This window comes from Knoellia sp. LjRoot47, from assembly GCF_964253435.1.
Classification (GTDB): Bacteria; Actinomycetota; Actinomycetes; order Actinomycetales; family Dermatophilaceae; genus Knoellia.
The window spans coordinates 1212663-1228902 of sequence record NZ_CAXUQS020000001.1 but is presented as its reverse complement, the minus strand read 5'-3'; the positions used below and the strand labels follow the sequence as shown (position 1 = coordinate 1228902).

At 70.5% G+C, this 16240-nt stretch carries 12 protein-coding genes; 9 read left to right on the top strand and 3 right to left on the bottom strand.

The features are described from left to right. Positions 1-5: 5 nt before the first annotated feature. On the bottom strand, positions 6-263 hold the full coding sequence (locus ACSQ11_RS06005) for a hypothetical protein (protein ID WP_436003979.1): 258 nt from the start codon (positions 261-263) through the stop codon (positions 6-8). Positions 264-415: 152 nt separating this feature from the next. Between ACSQ11_RS06005 and ACSQ11_RS06000 the strand changes: the two genes are divergently transcribed. Next, positions 416-946: a SigE family RNA polymerase sigma factor gene (locus tag ACSQ11_RS06000; protein WP_436003978.1), complete on the top strand. Its 531-nt coding sequence runs from the start codon at positions 416-418 to the stop codon at positions 944-946. Then, complete coding sequence (locus ACSQ11_RS05995; RefSeq protein WP_436003977.1) at positions 943-1614, top strand: hypothetical protein; 672 nt, start codon at positions 943-945, stop codon at positions 1612-1614. Before ACSQ11_RS06000 ends, ACSQ11_RS05995 begins: the two co-directional genes overlap by 4 nt. A gap of 19 nt (positions 1615-1633) precedes the next feature. Here the strand turns inward: ACSQ11_RS05995 and ligD (ACSQ11_RS05990) are convergent, their stop codons facing one another. Then, a complete protein-coding gene (ligD, locus tag ACSQ11_RS05990; protein ID WP_436003976.1) occupies positions 1634-2515 on the bottom strand; it encodes a non-homologous end-joining DNA ligase in 882 nt (293 codons plus the stop codon). Beyond that, positions 2508-3449, bottom strand: a complete 942-nt coding sequence (gene ligD / locus ACSQ11_RS05985) for a non-homologous end-joining DNA ligase (protein ID WP_436003975.1) — start codon at positions 3447-3449, stop codon at positions 2508-2510. The genes ligD (ACSQ11_RS05990) and ligD (ACSQ11_RS05985) overlap by 8 nt, the downstream gene beginning before the upstream one ends. A 48-nt stretch (positions 3450-3497) precedes the next feature. Here ligD (ACSQ11_RS05985) and ACSQ11_RS05980 point away from each other — a divergent pair, with 48 nt between their 5' ends. From ACSQ11_RS05980 to ACSQ11_RS05950, 7 genes are all read left to right on the top strand, one after another. Beyond that, entirely contained in the window at positions 3498-3857 is a 360-nt protein-coding gene (locus ACSQ11_RS05980; RefSeq protein ID WP_436003974.1) for a hypothetical protein, read from the top strand. 252 nt (positions 3858-4109) lie between these two features. Continuing rightward, a complete protein-coding gene (locus ACSQ11_RS05975) occupies positions 4110-9419 on the top strand; it encodes an ExeM/NucH family extracellular endonuclease (RefSeq protein ID WP_436003973.1) in 5310 nt (1769 codons plus the stop codon). Positions 9420-9535: 116 nt separating this feature from the next. Next, positions 9536-10462 carry a Ku protein gene (locus ACSQ11_RS05970; RefSeq protein WP_436003972.1) on the top strand — a complete coding sequence of 309 codons (927 nt, stop codon included), beginning with the start codon at positions 9536-9538 and terminating at the stop codon, positions 10460-10462. 4 nt (positions 10463-10466) lie between these two features. Continuing rightward, positions 10467-11303 carry an Fpg/Nei family DNA glycosylase gene (locus ACSQ11_RS05965; protein WP_436003971.1) on the top strand — a complete coding sequence of 279 codons (837 nt, stop codon included), beginning with the start codon at positions 10467-10469 and terminating at the stop codon, positions 11301-11303. 346 nt (positions 11304-11649) lie between these two features. After that, positions 11650-12309: a slipin family protein gene (locus tag ACSQ11_RS05960; protein ID WP_436003970.1), complete on the top strand. Its 660-nt coding sequence runs from the start codon at positions 11650-11652 to the stop codon at positions 12307-12309. Positions 12310-12537: 228 nt separating this feature from the next. Next, positions 12538-13287 carry a hypothetical protein gene (locus ACSQ11_RS05955; protein ID WP_436003969.1) on the top strand — a complete coding sequence of 250 codons (750 nt, stop codon included), beginning with the start codon at positions 12538-12540 and terminating at the stop codon, positions 13285-13287. 310 nt (positions 13288-13597) lie between these two features. Next, positions 13598-16141, top strand: coding sequence for an ATP-dependent Clp protease ATP-binding subunit (locus ACSQ11_RS05950; RefSeq protein ID WP_436003968.1), 2544 nt, complete (start codon positions 13598-13600; stop codon positions 16139-16141). Positions 16142-16240 lie beyond the last annotated feature (99 nt).

Here is a 16240-nt window from a genome sequence, read left to right as displayed (position 1 = left end):
AGCCTTCAGATCCGCTCGAGCTGGATGCCCCGGACCCGGTAGGTCGCGACCTCACCACCCGTCGAGGTGGTCGTGACCGCCGCCGGGTCGGCCAGCGGCGAGACGGGGGATGCCGGGACGCGGTATCCGGTCGCGACGCCTGCGGCCTGCGCGGTCACGGGTGCGAGCGCGCCGGTGCCGAGGAGTGCCACGGCTGCGGCCGAGGTCAGTGCTCCGACGATGCGGAGCGAGTGGGTGGTGGTCCGGGGCTGGTTCGTCTCCATGGCGAGGACCCTGCTGGCCTCACCCATGGGTCCGCTGTGAACCCCGTGAGCGACGACGATGAGCCTGCGGGGATCGAGGCAACCCGGAGGGTCGGTGGATCCGTCATGGTGGGTGCAGTTGCATCCACCACGGGAAGGTCAGCATGCGTTCGATGTCGCGCGATGACGCGTTCACGGACTTCGTCGAGCAGACGAGGCCGGGGCTGCTGCGCGCCGCCCGCCTGCTGTGCACCGGTGACGAGCCGCGGGCCGAGGACCTCGTCCAGCAGGTGCTCGTCCGGCTCTACGTCCGGTGGCCCGTCGTCGCGCGGACCGACGACCCGATGCGGTACGCCCACCGCTCGCTCGTCAACGCGTTCATCGACGACACCCGCCGCGCGCACCGACGGCGCGAGTGGCCGGCCGACGACCTCACGAACGTCGAGGTCGTCGGCGGCGACGGTGACGGGTCCGACCCGGTCGTTCGGGACCGGGTGCTCCGCGCCCTCGCCGCGCTGCCTCCGGGACAGCGTGCCGTCGTCGTCCTGCGCCACTGGCTCGACTGGTCCGTCGAGCAGACCGCCCACGCCCTCGACATCTCCACCGGCTCGGTGAAGTCGCAGAACCACAAGGCGCTCGCCTCGCTGCGCATCGCCCTCCCCGAGCTCTCCCCGACCCTCACGCACGAAGGGACACCGTCATGACCGATCTCCACGAGCTGCTCGACGTCGCCAGCCGCACGGACACCGACCGGGGCCACGGCGCGGGGTGGGACGTCTCCGACACCCTCCGCCTCGGCCGACGCGCTCTGGTGAGGCGTCGCGTTGTCGCGGTGGGAGGCGGTCTGGCCGCAGCCAGCGTGCTCGTCACTCTCACGGGCGCCCTGCTCACGGACCCGTCGACGTCGTCGGGACCCGTGCGGCCAGCCGGTTCGACGGCGACCCAGGGATCGACTCTGACCCCGGACTCGACTCCGAGTCCGCGCGCCGTCGAATCGACTGCCCCGACGACACCCCTCCTCGACACGCCCGCCCAGGCCGGTCCGTTCCGGTTCGCGATGACTCCGCGCGGGTGGGTGGCCGGGGTGAGCGCGGACTACGTCGGCAACCTCGTCCCGGCCGCGGGTGGCACGAGTCGGGCCCCCGACGATCCCGGGGGCAAGATCAGCGCGGTGGTCCACGACCGGCCGGGCGATGACACGATGACCGCGAACGTCACGACGCTCGTCGCCCAGCGCCCCATCACGGCCAAGGGCAGGACGATGTCGCTCGTCGTCCAGGTCCCGTTGGACCTCAACCTGTCGCCCGACGACGTCAAGCGTCTCGTCGACGGCATCACGGTCGGTGACTCAGTGGAGCCCGTGCTGGGCTGACCGGCCGTGCCGCGGAGCCTCAGAGGAGGTCGGCGAGCAGGTCGCCGTACTTCTCGATCCGGTCGGCCATGTCGTCGAACATCACCTGCTCGAACCGCTTCCCGTCGGCGCCGGCCTCGACCTCGCCCCACGTGCGGGGCGCCGCGACGCAGGGCAGCTCCTTGCCGCGCAACGAGTACGGGCTGATCGTCGTCTTGGCGGCGACGTTCTGGCTCCAGTCGAGGAAGATCTTGCCGGGACGCAGCGACTTGGTCATCTTCCACAGGACGAGGTCCGGGTGCTTCTTGGTCATCTCCTGCGCCAGCTGCTGGGCGAGGTCGCGCACCTGGTCGCTCGTGAGGTCGCCACCGAGCGAGGCATAGAGCTGCATGCCCTTGGAGCCGCTCGTCACGGGATAGAGCTCGAGCCCCAGTGCGTCGAGGCGCTCCCGCAGCAGGAGGGCGACCCGGGCGCACTCCTTGAGGCCGGCCGGGCTGCCGGGGTCGAGGTCGATGACGAGCCGGTTCGGGTTCTCGCGCTCGCCGTCCCCGGTGACCGTCCACTGGGGCACGTGCACCTCGAGCGAGTTGAGGTTGACGAGGTAGACGAGGTGCGAGACGTCGTCGACCATCGGGTAGGTCACGTCGTCGACCTGGACCCGCGGCAGCCACGACGGCGCACCGCTGGGCAGGTTCTTCTCGAAGAAGCTCTGGTCGGCGACGCCGTGCGGCCAGCGCACCCGCGTCACCGGGCGAGCAGCGATGTGCGGCAGCAGGATCGGCGCCACGCTGACGTAGTAGCTGAGCACCTCGCCCTTGGTCGTCTCGGTCGACGGGTACATCACCTTGCTCAGGCTGGACAGCTTCATCGTCCTGCCGCCGACGTCGACGCGGGTGATCTCGGGCGTGTAGCGCTCAGGCATCGGTCACCTCGTGCAGGTCGGCGGGAGTGAGGTCACTGCGGACCCCGAGGTATGCCGGCTGGCGCAGCTTCCCGGTCGACCCGCGTCCCAGGGACTGCACCTCGACGACGACGGTCGGCTCGACCCAGAACGCGCCGGTCGAGTCCTCCCTGGGGACGGCGTTGGAGAACGGCGATGCGCTGCGCCGCAACGGTTCCAGCATCCTGCCGACCCGGGCACCCGCGGTGCCGGCAAGCCCGGCACCCACGCGGCCGGCATACTCCCAGCCCCCGGCACCGTCGGGGGTGCCCACGAGGACGGCGCCGAGCCGGTTCGTCGTCCCGACCTCCGGGCGCCAGCCACCGATGACGACGGAGAGGGTCGCGCGGTGCGGGGACTTGCGCCAGTCCGGGGACCGGCGCCCGGCGGCATACGGGCTCGTCCGTCTCTTGCTCACGATGCCCTCGAGGCCCTGGTCCCGGGTCGCCTCGAAGAGCTCCTCGCCGTCGTCGTAGGTCGGCGGCACCTGCCATGCCGCGCCAGCGAGCTCGAGCCGCTCGAGCAGCTCACGGCGGGCCGACCACGGCTGGCTCGTGAGGTCGGACCCGAAGAGCCGCAGCAGGTCGAAGGCCATGAAGGTCACCGGTCGGGTCGACGCGAGCTGGGCCGCCTTGCGCGGTGACGAGACATGCATCCGTTCGGCGAGCGCCCCGAACGACGGGATGCCGCCGTCCAGCGCGACGACCTCGCCATCGAGGAGGAGGTCGTCGTAGGTGTCGGCGAGACCCGCCAGCTCCGGGAAGCTCACCGAGACGTCGCGCCCGGTCCGGCTCGACAGGACGAGGCGACCGTCGCGCACGTCGGCGAGGACCCGCATGCCGTCCCACTTCACCTCGTGGACCCACCCGGGGCCGCGGGGGATGCCGTCCGCGACGGAGGCGAGCATCGGCTTCATCCGCCCATCCTGTCGCACGGGGCGGCAGTGCCCGTGTTCAATACCGCCATGGAGCAGGGGGCCGGCACGGCGCGACGAAGCAACCTGCCGTGGGCCGTCGGGTTCGCGCTCGTCCTATCGGTCGTGTTCATGCTCGGCTCGCGGTTCGGCAACACGACGTCGGGCACCCTGCGCAGCGTGGGCTGGGCGTCCGTCGGCACCACCGTGGTGCTCAGCCCGTTCGCGCTCATCTGGCTGGTCGGCGAGCTCCACCTGCGCTTCTCCCCACGGGACCCAGTGCTGCGGGGCGTGGTCGGCTGGACCCTCGTGCTCGCCGTCATCGCACTCATCGTCTTCGTCGGACCGATCGCCCTCTACATCGCGATCGTCAGCTTCCTGCTCTCGAGCGAGGGCGGCGCACCCACCTGACCGTCAGGCACCGGGCGCCGACTCCGGCTCCGACTCCGGCTCCGGCTCCGCCGGCGCGATCTCCGGCCCTGTCCTCCCGGCGCTCTTGGCAACTCTCGCCATTCCGTTCTGTCGGTGCCACCCCCTAGTTTGATCCCGGCTCACCACCGGACTGCTCCGGAGGGTGCTGCCGCACCGGGGTGGAACATCTCGTGGCCCCCGTCTTCCTGCGCCCTGTCGAAAGGCCCTCTCGTGCTCCGTCCCCCTGCCTTGGTGTCGAGAGGAGGTCGCGGCCGTCGCACCAGCGCTGCCGCGGCCCTGCTCGGCCTGGTCGTCGCCCCGCTCGCCTCCGGGTTCTCCACCCCGGCGAGCGCGGTCAGCCCCAACGTCGTCATCTCCGAGGTCTACGGAGCGGGCGGCAACGCCGGCGCGCTCTACAACGCCGACTTCGTCGAGCTGTCCAACCCCACGTCCAGCCCGGTGAGCCTGGCCGGCAAGTACATCCACTACCGCGCCGCCGGTGGCGGTTCGGGTGGGGCTCCCTTCGCGCTCTCCGGCTCGATCCCCGCCAACGGCAAGTACCTCATCCAGATGAGTGCGACGGGAGCCAACGGCGCCGCCCTGCCGACCCCTGATGCGGCTCCGGCCACCTTCGCGATGGCCGCGGCAGGCGGACAGGTCTACCTCCTCAGCAGCTCGACGGCGATCACGACGACCGGCAACACGGCCGGCGCCGCGGGCATCGTCGACATGGTCGGCGTGAGCGGCTCCACGAGCTTCGAGACGGCCGCCGCGACGGTCGCGGGCACCGCCTCCGTGTCGGTCAACCGCACCGCCGCCGATGCGGACAACAACTCGACCGAGTTCGGCACGGCGGCTCCGTCGCCGACGAACGCCGGCCCCGTCGCTCCGGCGACCCTCGAGGCGACGGCGCCGGGCAACAAGACCAGCCAGGCCGGCTCACCCGTCGCCGGCTTCACCCTGGCGGCCACCGGCGGCACCGCTCCGTACTCGTGGACGGCCACCGGGCTGCCCGCAGGAGTCACGGTCGCCCCGAACGGCGCCGTGTCGGGCACCCCGACGACCGCCGGGACCTACGACGTCACCGCGACGGTGACCGACTCGGCACCGACCCCGGCCACCGCCTCCACCGCCTTCACCTGGACGATCAGCGCCGCCGCGGCCCTGCGCCCGATCGCCGAGATCCAGGGCACCGGCGCCACCACCCCCTTCTCCGGCCAGGACGTCCTCACCCAGGGCGTCGTCACCGCGAGCTACCCCACCGGTGGGCTCAACGGGTTTTACATCCAGACGCCCGGCGCGGACACCGCTGACGCCTCCGACGCGATCTTTGTCTACGGGGGGACCAGCGGCTTCGCGACCTACCCCGCGGTCGGCGACTCGGTCCGGGTGGCCGGCACGGCCACCGAGTTCTCGGGCGCCACCCAGATCGTGGCCTCGTCGGTGACCCCGGTCGCCGCTCTCGGCACCGTCACGCCGAAGACCGTGGTCCCCGGCACCGACTGCGCCCTGCCCGGCGACGCCTGCCTCACCGGAGCAGCGCTCGACACCGCGCGCGAGGTCTCCGAGGGCGAGCTCTTCCAGCCCACGGCGCCGTGGACCCTCACGGACGTCTACGACGGCGGTCCGTACTACAACGACGGCACCAACTCCACCGCCAACCGCGGTGAGATGGGCGTCGCCGCCAACAGCTCCGTGCCCCTGGTCTCCCCGACCGAGGTCATCGACGCCCAGGCCACGGCTGCCGTCACCGCGCGCAAGAACTACAACGACGCGCACCGAATCATCCTCGACGACGCCTCCAGTCTGACCTTCTCGACGACGCAGAACTCCACGCAGCCGCTTCCGTGGCTCACCCCGACCCACACGATGCGGGTCGGTGCGGGCGTCACCTTCACCAAGCCCGTGGTCTTCACGTTCGGCTTCAACGCGTGGCGGATCCTGCCGCAGGCCCAGGTCGTCGGTGCCCCCACCGGTGCCCTCGAGATCGAGCAGACCCGTCCGACCGCACCGCAGAACGTCGGCGGTGACCTCAAGCTCGCCACGTTCAACGTGCTGAACTTCTTCCCGACCACCGGCGAGGAGTTCGTCTCGTCCGGGCTCGGCAGCTGCACCTACTTCACCGACCGCGCCGGCAACCGGATCACCAACAACTCCTGCAACCCCAACGGTCCCCGTGGCGCGGCCAACGAGGCCAACCTCGCCCGTCAGCGGGCCAAGATCGTGGCGGCTATCAACACCGTCGGCGCCGACATCGTCTCCCTCGAGGAGCTCGAGAACTCGGTGCAGTTCGGCAAGAACCGCGACTTCGCCATCGGCGAGCTCGTCACCGCGCTCAACGCCGACGCCGGCGCCGGCACGTGGGCCTTCGTGCCCTCCCCCGCCGCCAGCGCCCTGCCGCCGCTCTCGGAGCAGGACGTCATCCGCACCGGCTTCATCTACAAGCCGGCCAACGCCGCACCCGTCGGTGAGTCGGTCGTCCTGGCCGACCAGTCGACGGGCACCGAGGCCTTCGCGGACGCCCGCGAGCCGCTCGCCCAGGCCTTCAAGAAGGTCGGCACGGCGGACGCCAACGCCTTCGGCGTGATCGTCAACCACTTCAAGTCCAAGGGCTCGGGCACCCCAGACCCCAACGGTCAGGGCAACGCCAACGACCGTCGGGTCCTCCAGGCCAACTCGCTGGTGGCGTTCGCGAACGACTTCCAGACCACCCGTGGCATCACCCGCATGTTCCTCGCCGGCGACTTCAACGCCTACAGCGAGGAGGACCCGATCCAGGTCCTCAAGGCGGCCGGCTACACCAACCTCGAGTCCACCAGCGACCCCGAGGAGGAGAGCTACAACTTCGACGGCCAGATCGGCTCGCTCGACCACGCGCTCGCCAACGCGCCCGCCAAGGCCGACGTCAACGCGGTCGACATCTGGGACATCAACTCGTACGAGCCCCTCTGGTACGAGTACAGCCGCTACAACACCAACGTCACGGACCTGTACGCCGCCAACGCGTTCCGGTCCTCCGACCACAACCCCGAGATCATCGGCATCAACACCGCCCCGGCCACGGGCCCGGTGGACATCCAGATCCTGGGCACCAACGACTTCCACGGTCGTCTGCTCAACAACACCGGTGCACCGTACCCGAACGAGGCCGGCGCCGCCGTCCTCGCGGGCGCGGTCAAGCAGATGCGGAGCGAGAACGCCAACACGGTGTTCGCGGCCGCGGGTGACCTCATCGGTGCGTCGACCTTCGAGTCCTTCATCCAGAAGGACAAGCCGACGATCGACGCCCTCAACGCCGCGGGGCTCGAGGTCTCGGCGGTGGGCAACCACGAGTTCGACCAGGGCTACGACGACCTGCTCAAGCGGGTCATGGCGCCCTACGACGCCTCGACCAACCCGTACGGCGGTGCGGCGTGGAAGTACATCGGCGCCAACGTCACCAAGGCCGGCGCTCCGGCCAGCGAGCTCCTCGAGCCCAGCTGGGTCAAGGAGATGAACGGCGTCAAGGTCGGCTTCATCGGGGCCGTCACCGAGCACCTCGACGAGCTGGTCTCCCCGGCCGGCATCCAGGGCGTGCAGATCAGTGACGTCGTCGCCGCCACCAACGCCGAGGCCAACGCGCTCAAGGCGTCCGGTGTCGACGTCATCGTGCTCCTCGTCCACGAGGGCGCACCGACCACCACCTGCGCGACCATGGACGACGACCCGACCTCGGACTTCGGTTCGGTCGTCACGGGCGTCAACGACAACGTCGACGCGATCATCTCGGGTCACACGCACCTCGCCTACGACTGCTCCTTCCCGGTTGCCGGGTGGGCGGGTCGACCGGTCACCGAACGCCCCGTCGTCTCGGCCGGCCAGTACGGCGTGAACCTCAACAAGCTCGTGTTCACCGTGGACAACGGCACGGGAACGGTCCAGGCCAAGACCCAGTCGATCGTGCCCCTGGAGAACAGCGCCGGCGTGGCCCAGTTCCCCGTCGACCCGGCCACCAAGGCGGTCGTCGACGACGCCGTCGCCAAGGCCGGTCCCCTCGGTGCGGTGCCCCTGGGCAAGCTCGGTGCTCCCTTCAACCGGGGCAAGCTGGCCAACGGGACGACCGAGAACCGCGGCCAGGAGTCGACCTTGGGCAACCTGGTCGCCGAGGTCCAGCGCTGGGCGACCCCCGCAACCGTGGGTGGCGCGCAGATCGGGTTCATGAACCCCGGTGGTCTCCGGCAGGACATGGCCGGCACCGGCACGGACTACCCGCGGGTGCTGTCCTACCGACAGGCCGCTGACGTGCAGCCGTTCGCCAACACCCTGGTGAACCTGGACCTCACCGGTGCCCAGATCAAGGCCGCCCTCGAGCAGCAGTGGCAGCCGGCAGGCGCGGCCAGGCCGTTCCTCAAGCTCGGCCTCTCCAAGGGCTTCACCTACACCTACGACCCGGACGCCGCACAGGGCTCCCGGATCAAGGACATGTGGCTCGACGGTCAGGCCATCGGTCTCGGCACGACGTACGCCGTCACCGCGAACTCCTTCCTCGCGGCCGGAGGCGACAACTTCAACGCCTTCTCCCAGGGCACCAACAAGCAGGACACCGGCGTGACCGACCTGCAGGCCATGGTCGACTACATGGCGGAGTTCGCCGGCGACGACGACCCGCCGCTGGTGCCCGACTACCAGCAGCACGCCGTCGGCGTGGACTTCCCCGCCGCCGCACCGAGCACCTACGCGCCCGGTGACCACGTGCGGTTCACGCTCTCGTCGCTGGCGTTCTCCACGGCAGCGGACACGAAGGACGCGCAGGTGGCGGTGTCGCTGGGCGGGCAGCCCCTCGGGACCTTCCCGGTCGACAACACCATCGGCACGGCGACCTTCGACGAGTACGGGACGGCGAGCGTCGACGTGGTCGTCCCGGCGTCCACGACGCCGGGCACCCAGCGTCTCGACATCGTCGGGGCCCAGACGGGCACGCGAACCTCGGTGCCGTTCACGGCGGTCAAGGCTGGTTCGAGCGTGAGCGCGACCGCCGCCCAGATCACCTACGGTGCGCCCGGTTCGGTCGTGGCCACGGTGACACCGTCGGGTGCCACCGGCACGGTGACGGTCTCGCTCGGCGCCAACACGCTCGGCTCGGCACCTGTCTCGGGCGGGACGGCCACCGTCGCCCTGGCCGCGAAGTCGCTCGAGCCGGGCACCCACGTGCTCACCGTCGCCTACTCGGGTGACGCCTCGCACGAGGGGTCGAGCACGACGGTCAGCGTCACGGTCGTCAAGGCGGCGGCCACCGTCACCGCGACGCCCTCGCCGGACCGGCTCCAGAAGAACAAGGACTCGACGACCCTCACGATCACCGTGGCGGCGGCGAACGTGACGCCGACGGGCACGGTCACCGTCCTCGTCGACGGCGTCTCGAGGAACGCCACGCTGAACGCCAGCGGGCGCGCCACGATGGTCCTCGGACCGTTCGGCACGATCGGCACCAAGTCGATCGTCGTGACCTACAACGGTGACGCGCACGTCACCACCGGCACGGGCACCACCTCGGTGACCGTGGTCAACGGCAAGGTCAAGTAGCGGGCAGTCCGCAGCAACGACTGAGGGGGTCCGGCGAGAGCCGGGCCCCCTCGGTCGTTCCAGGAGGGTCGGCCGACGCCCGCCGAGGTGGCCCGTGAGCGGCATACAGTTGACCCATGCGTGCGATCTGGAAGGGCGCGGTCTCGTTCGGGCTGGTCAACGTGCCCGTGCGGCTGTACTCGGCGACCGAGAACCATGACGTGCAGTTCCGGCAGGTGCACCGCGAGGACGGTGGCCGCATCAAGTACAAGCGGACCTGCAGCATCGACGGCGAGGAGGTCGCGTACGACGACATCGCCAAGGGCTACGAGACCGAGGACGGCGACATGGTCATCCTCACCGACGAGGACTTCAGCGACCTGCCGAGCAAGTCGTCCAAGGAGATCAACGTCGAGAAGTTCGTGCCCTCGGACCAGATCGACCCGATGCTGCTCGACAAGAGCTACTATCTCGAGCCCGACAAGAGCGCGACCAAGCCCTACATCCTGCTGCGCGAGGCGCTCGAGTCCGAGGGCCGGATGGCCGTCGTCACCGTCTCGATCCGCACTCGCATGACGATGGCAGTGCTCCGCGTGCGCGACGGCGTCATCGTCATGCAGACGATGCTGTGGCCCGACGAGATCCGCAAGGCCGACTTCGCCCACGTCGAGGAGGCCGGCGAGGCCACGGACAAGGAGATGGCGATGGCCAAGCTCCTCATCGAGCAGCTCGCCGGTGACTTCGAGGCCGACGACTACGAGGACGACTACGCCATCGCGCTCCAGGCCCTCGTCAAGGCCAAGGTCGAGGGCGGCGAGGTCAAGGCACCGGTCGTCGAGGCCGAGGAGTCCGGCGAGGTCGTCGACCTGCTCGCGGCCCTGGCCAAGTCGGTCGAGAAGGCCAAGGCCTCCCGTGGCGAGGCTCCCTCGAAGCCCGCCGCGAAGACGTCGGACGACAAGCCGGCCAAGAAGGCCGCCGCGAAGAAGGCACCCGCCAAGAAGGCCGCGGCCAAGAAGGCGACGAGCAAGGCGACGGCGAAGAAGGCCACCAAGAAGGCCTCCTGACTCCATGCCCGAAGGCCACACCCTCTACGCCCTTGCCCGCGACCTCGACACCGCCTTCCGCGGCACGTCCCCTGTCGTCTCGAGCCCGCAGGGCAAGTTCGCCGACGGCGCCGCGCTCGTGAGCGGCACCGAGGTCCTCGGCGCGACGTCGTGGGGCAAGCACCTCTTCGTGGAGTTCGCGGGCGACCGCATCCTCTGGGTGCACCTCGGTCTCATCGGCACCTTCACGATCGACACGACGTCGTATGCCGGCGAGATGCCGGTCGTGGGCCAGGTCCGGTGCCGCTTCGCGACCGACGACCACGTCGCCGACCTGCGCGGACCCATGGTGTGCGACGTCGTCACTCCCGAAAAGGTCGACGAGATCCTCGGCCGCCTCGGCCCGGACCCGTTGCGCCCCAGCGACGTTCGCTCCGACCCCGACCTCGCGTGGAAGCGGATCCAGCGCTCGAGCAAGCCCATCGCCGAGCTGCTCATGGACCAGGCGGTGCTCGCCGGGGTCGGCAACGTCTACCGCTCCGAGGTGCTGTTCCGGTTGCGGGTCAACCCCTTCCGGCCCGGCAACAAGCTCCAGCGCAAGACGTGGCGGGCCATCTGGGAGGACCTCGTCGCCCTGCTCCCGCTCGGCGTCGCCACGAGCAAGATCGTCACCGTCCACGAGCAGGTCGACGAGGTCGCGCGGTTGCTCGAGGAGGGCGAGGAGGTCCGGCTCACCGAGCGCGAGTCCTATGTCTACAAGCGGCAGGGCGAGGCCTGCCACGTCTGCGGGTCGCGCATCCGGACCCAGGTCGTCGCCGGCCGCAACCTCTTCTGGTGCGGCAACTGCCAGCGCCGCGGCTGACCGCCCCGAAAAGAATTCGGTGGCGGACGGCATACGCCGGTCCGCACACTGATCCACGGACAAGCGAGAGGAAGCAGTCGGAGCGGCGTGCCGCACACCGGTCCTGCGCATCGCCTCTCGTCGATGGATCCACGGGCATGCCCTGTCAAGGCTTCGGGTTCGACTCCCGCTCTTCCAGACAGGTGGTGCCGGTCGGAGCTCCGGACGCGAGTGCCTGCGGCCCGGGTGGTCAGGGAGACGCCCGCAGCCCCGCGCGAGCGTCCGCCGACCGGCGCCATCGCCCCGGCCCCGTCATGTCCGACGCCAAATCACCCGTCCCACCGGCGCACCCCGAAGGAGGTTGCCCATGTTCCTCATCCACGTCTCCGTCCCGGCCCACTGCGCCGCGGTCGAGCTCGTCGACGGCGCCCCCACCCGGGTGCTGGAGCCGGGCCGCCACCGTCGGGCGCGCCGGGCGACGTATGTCGTCGTGGACCTGCGCGAGCAGCTGCTCGCCGTGCCACCGCAGGAGATCCTCACCGTCGACGGCGTGCAGGTGCGCGTCTCGGCGGCGGTGCGGTGGGCCATCGCGGACCCGGTCGCGTGGCTCGAGCGCGCGACCGACCCGCTCGCGCTGGTCTACCTCGGCACTCAGGTCGCGCTGCGTGACGCCGTCGCCGGGCTGACGCTCGACACGGTCGCGCAGCGAGGCTCCGGCCTCGACGCCGCCGCCCTCACGGCGGCGGTGGCCTCGGTGGCCCGACCGGTCGGGGTCGCGGTCACCGAGGTCGTCGTCAAGGACGTCATCGTCCCGGCCGAGGTCCGGGCGGCGACCCTCGAGCTCGCGACGGCCCGCCAGCGCGGTGCCGCACAGCTCGAGGCGGCCCGAGCCGAGACCGCGGCCCTGCGTTCGCTCGCCAACGGCGCCAAGCTGCTCGACGACCACCCCGCGCTCGCGCGGATGCGGCTCGTCCAGTCCGCGCCGATGGGCACGCAGCTCGTCCTCCGCCTCGGCGACGACGAGTGACGCCTCGGGTCCGCGGGTGTGGTCGCCAGTGCGACCGCGCCCGCGGACCTGCCCGTATGCCAGCCCGTGGGGACCGTGGGACCCCGCGCCCACCTCACGCGCCGGCGCCCCGCGGGGCGCGGGCCGCGGAAGGCGCGGCACCGCCTCGACGGCAGGTGGCTTCGGAGCCGACTCCCGGCGGAGTCTCAGGTTGGAGGGACATCATGGACGGGAGTGGAAGGACCTCCCATGAGCGAGACGCCCCAGCAGCCCGGCACCCCTGAGCCCCACGAGGTGCCGCCGAACCCGGCCGGGTCACCCCCGGCGGCCACCGGCCCGATCCCGCAGCAGGCGCCCCCAGCGGCACCTGCCGCGACGGCCGCGGCTGCCCCGGCCCGGCGTTCCACGTGGAACGACACCATGTCGACCACCGGTGGCACAGCGGCCGTCGTCGTGGCGGCCGCGAGCCTCGGCCTGGTCGTCCTCCTCGTCACGGGACTCGTCGCAGTCGGCCTGGCGCGGCACTTCGGTGGCGAACGCGACCGGGGCGTCTGGACGTCGAGCAACGACGGTGGGATGCGCGGTCCGGGCCAGATGAACCCGGGCCAGGGCGATCGCGGCCCCGGCTCTCGCGAGCAGTCACCACCCGGGCAGGACCGACGCGGCAGCGGCGACCTCCCCGGCATGGGGATGGGGCTGGGTATGGGTGCGGGCGGAGCCCTGCACGGCGAGGCCGTCGTCCCCGGGGACGGCGGCGCCGCGACCCGGACCGTGCTGTTCCAGCGCGGGACGGTCACCAGCGTCACCGCCGACAAGCTCACGGTGAGGAGCACCGACGGCTATTCCGCGACCTACACGATCGGCGCCGACAGCCGCGACCGCCTCGCCAAGAAGGTGAGCACCCTCGCCACCGGTGACGAGGTCACCGTCGTGGCGACCAAGGCCGATGCGACGACGATCCGCATCCTCAAGACCGGCGGCACCGGCGCCGCGGGCTGACCGACCTTTCGACTGGGCCCCGGAAGTGTGCACTGCGCCAGGCCACGGCGGTGCTGCCCAGTGCACACAACCCACTTCGGGCGGGAATGTCGAGGCGGCGAGGCCGGCGAACGGCGTCCGCCGACAGCGAACATGAGCCGACTCGGCTCAGGCGTGGAACACGCGGCAGGTGCCCCGCGTTGGACGCCATGACACACCTCGCGGCACTCCCGCTGCTCCCGATTCGGTGACGGTCCGACGAAGGGACGTCACGGCATACAGGCAGCGGGGATAGCATCGAGGTGACTCATATCAGTCAGGAGCCAGCACCATGTTCGAACGGTTCACCGACCGGGCCCGCCGGGTGGTCGTCCTCGCCCAGGAAGAGGCGCGGCTGCTCAACCACAACTACATCGGCACCGAGCACATCCTCCTCGGTCTCATCCACGAGGGTGAGGGTGTCGCCAGCAAGGCCCTCGAGAGCCTGGGGATCTCTCTGGACGCCGTTCGCGAGCAGGTGCAGGAGATCATCGGCCAGGGCCAGCAGGCCCCGACCGGTCACATCCCGTTCACGCCGCGCGCCAAGAAGGTCCTCGAGCTCTCGCTGCGCGAGGCCCTCCAGCTCGGCCACAACTACATCGGCACCGAGCACATCCTCCTCGGCCTGATCCGCGAGGGTGAGGGCGTCGCCGCCCAGGTCCTCGTCAAGCTCGGCGCGGACCTCGGTCGCGTGCGCCAGCAGGTCATCCAGCTCATCTCGGGCTACCAGGGTGGCAAGGAGGGCGCTGCCGCAGGCGTCGGTCAGGGTGGCCCCGCCGAGGGCACCCCCGCCGGCTCGCTGGTGCTCGACCAGTTCGGTCGCAACCTCACCGTGGCTGCCCGCGAGGGCAAGCTCGACCCGGTCATCGGGCGTGAGAAGGAGATCGAGCGGGTCATGCAGGTGCTGTCCCGCCGCACCAAGAACAACCCCGTCCTCATCGGTGAGCCCGGTGTCGGCAAGACCGCCGTCGTCGAGGGCCTCGCCCAGGACATCGTGCGCGGAGAGGTCCCCGAGACCCTCAAGGACAAGCAGCTCTACACCCTCGACCTCGGCGCGCTCGTCGCCGGCAGCCGCTACCGCGGTGACTTCGAGGAGCGCCTCAAGAAGGTCCTCAAGGAGATCCGCACTCGCGGCGACATCGTGCTGTTCATCGACGAGATCCACACCCTCGTCGGTGCCGGTGCGGCCGAGGGCGCCATCGACGCCGCGAGCATCCTCAAGCCGATGCTCGCCCGCGGTGAGCTCCAGGTCATCGGTGCGACCACCCTCGACGAGTACCGCAAACACATCGAGAAGGACGCCGCGCTCGAGCGCCGCTTCCAGCCGATCCAGGTGGCCGAGCCGACGCTGGCCCACGCGATCGAGATCCTCAAGGGCCTGCGTGACCGCTACGAGGCACACCACCGCGTCTCGATCACCGACGGCGCTCTCGTCGCGGCCGCCAACATGGCCGACCGCTACGTCAACGACCGCTTCCTCCCGGACAAGGCCATCGACCTCATCGACGAGGCAGGCGCCCGGTTGCGCATCCGCCGGATGACCGCACCGCCGGACCTGCGCGAGTTCGACGAGAAGATCCAGGCCGTCGTGCGCGAGAAGGAGTCGGCGATCGACGGGCAGGACTTCGAGAAGGCCGCGCGCCTGCGCGACGACGAGAAGAACCTGCGCGCCGAGAAGACCCAGCGCGAGAACGAGTGGAAGAGCGGCGACCTCGACGTCGTCGCCGAGGTCGACGAGGAGCTCATCGCCGAGGTCCTCGCGGCGAGCACCGGCATCCCGGTCTTCAAGCTCACCGAGGAGGAGTCCTCGCGGCTGCTCCACATGGAGGACGAGCTGCACAAGCGCGTCGTCGGCATGGACGACGCCATCAAGGCGCTGTCGCAGGCCATCCGTCGCACCCGCGCCGGCCTCAAGGACCCGCGTCGCCCCGGTGGCTCGTTCATCTTCGCCGGTCCGACCGGTGTGGGTAAGACCGAGCTCGCCAAGACGCTCGCCGAGTTCCTCTTCGGCGACGAGGACAGCCTCATCCAGCTCGACATGTCCGAGTACAGCGAGAAGCACACCGTCTCGCGGCTCTTCGGATCGCCTCCCGGCTACGTCGGCTACGAAGAGGGCGGCCAGCTCACCGAGAAGGTCCGGCGCAAGCCGTTCTCGGTCGTGCTGTTCGACGAGGTCGAGAAGGCCCACCCCGAGATCTTCAACAGCCTGCTGCAGGTGCTCGAGGACGGCCGCCTCACCGACTCCCAGGGTCGGATGGTCGACTTCAAGAACACCGTCATCATCATGACGACCAACCTCGGCACGCGTGACATCACCAAGGGCGCCCTCGGCTTCACCGCCGGCCCCGACACGCGCAGCAGCTACGAGCGCATGAAGAACAAGGTCACGGACGAGCTCAAGCAGCACTTCCGCCCCGAGTTCCTCAACCGCGTCGACGACACGATCGTCTTCCCGCAGCTCACGCAGGACGAGATCATCCAGATCGTCGACCTCGAGATCGCCAAGCTCGACAAGCGCCTCAAGGACAAGGACATGGGCATGGAGCTCACGCCCGCGGCCAAGATGCTGCTCGCCAAGCGCGGCTACGACCCTGTGCTCGGTGCGCGACCGCTGCGTCGCACGATCCAGCGCGAGATCGAGGACGTGCTGTCCGAGAAGATCCTCTTCGGCGAGCTCAAGGCCGGCGAGATCGTCGCGGTCGACGCCACCGGCGAGGGCAAGGACGACACCTTCACCTTCGAGGGCACCGCGCACGCGCACGCCATCGAGGTCCCCGTCGTCACCGCCGGGGCCTCGGCTCCGCCGAGCAGCGGGTCCACCGCCTCGGGCGAGTGAGCACCCGGGTCCCCTGAAGGACCCGACCGCACGACGAAGGCGGCGTATGCCGGGACGCGAGTCCCCGGCATACGCCGCCTTCTCGTGTGCCCTGGGTTC

What these genes read in the sequence shown, in the direction of transcription:
- ACSQ11_RS05950 (WP_436003968.1), top strand. Translation starts at nt 13,598, where the DNA reads ATGTTCGAACGGTTCACCGACCGGGCCCGCCGGGTGGTCGTCCTCGCC.
- ACSQ11_RS05995 (WP_436003977.1), top strand. Translation starts at nt 943, where the DNA reads ATGACCGATCTCCACGAGCTGCTCGACGTCGCCAGCCGCACGGACACC.
- ligD (WP_436003976.1), bottom strand. Translation starts at nt 2,515, where the DNA reads ATGCCTGAGCGCTACACGCCCGAGATCACCCGCGTCGACGTCGGCGGC.
- ACSQ11_RS05980 (WP_436003974.1), top strand. Translation starts at nt 3,498, where the DNA reads ATGGAGCAGGGGGCCGGCACGGCGCGACGAAGCAACCTGCCGTGGGCC.
- ACSQ11_RS05960 (WP_436003970.1), top strand. Translation starts at nt 11,650, where the DNA reads ATGTTCCTCATCCACGTCTCCGTCCCGGCCCACTGCGCCGCGGTCGAG.
- ACSQ11_RS05970 (WP_436003972.1), top strand. Translation starts at nt 9,536, where the DNA reads ATGCGTGCGATCTGGAAGGGCGCGGTCTCGTTCGGGCTGGTCAACGTG.
- ACSQ11_RS06000 (WP_436003978.1), top strand. Translation starts at nt 416, where the DNA reads ATGTCGCGCGATGACGCGTTCACGGACTTCGTCGAGCAGACGAGGCCG.
- ACSQ11_RS05965 (WP_436003971.1), top strand. Translation starts at nt 10,467, where the DNA reads ATGCCCGAAGGCCACACCCTCTACGCCCTTGCCCGCGACCTCGACACC.
- ligD (WP_436003975.1), bottom strand. Translation starts at nt 3,449, where the DNA reads ATGAAGCCGATGCTCGCCTCCGTCGCGGACGGCATCCCCCGCGGCCCC.
- ACSQ11_RS06005 (WP_436003979.1), bottom strand. Translation starts at nt 263, where the DNA reads ATGGAGACGAACCAGCCCCGGACCACCACCCACTCGCTCCGCATCGTC.
- ACSQ11_RS05955 (WP_436003969.1), top strand. Translation starts at nt 12,538, where the DNA reads ATGAGCGAGACGCCCCAGCAGCCCGGCACCCCTGAGCCCCACGAGGTG.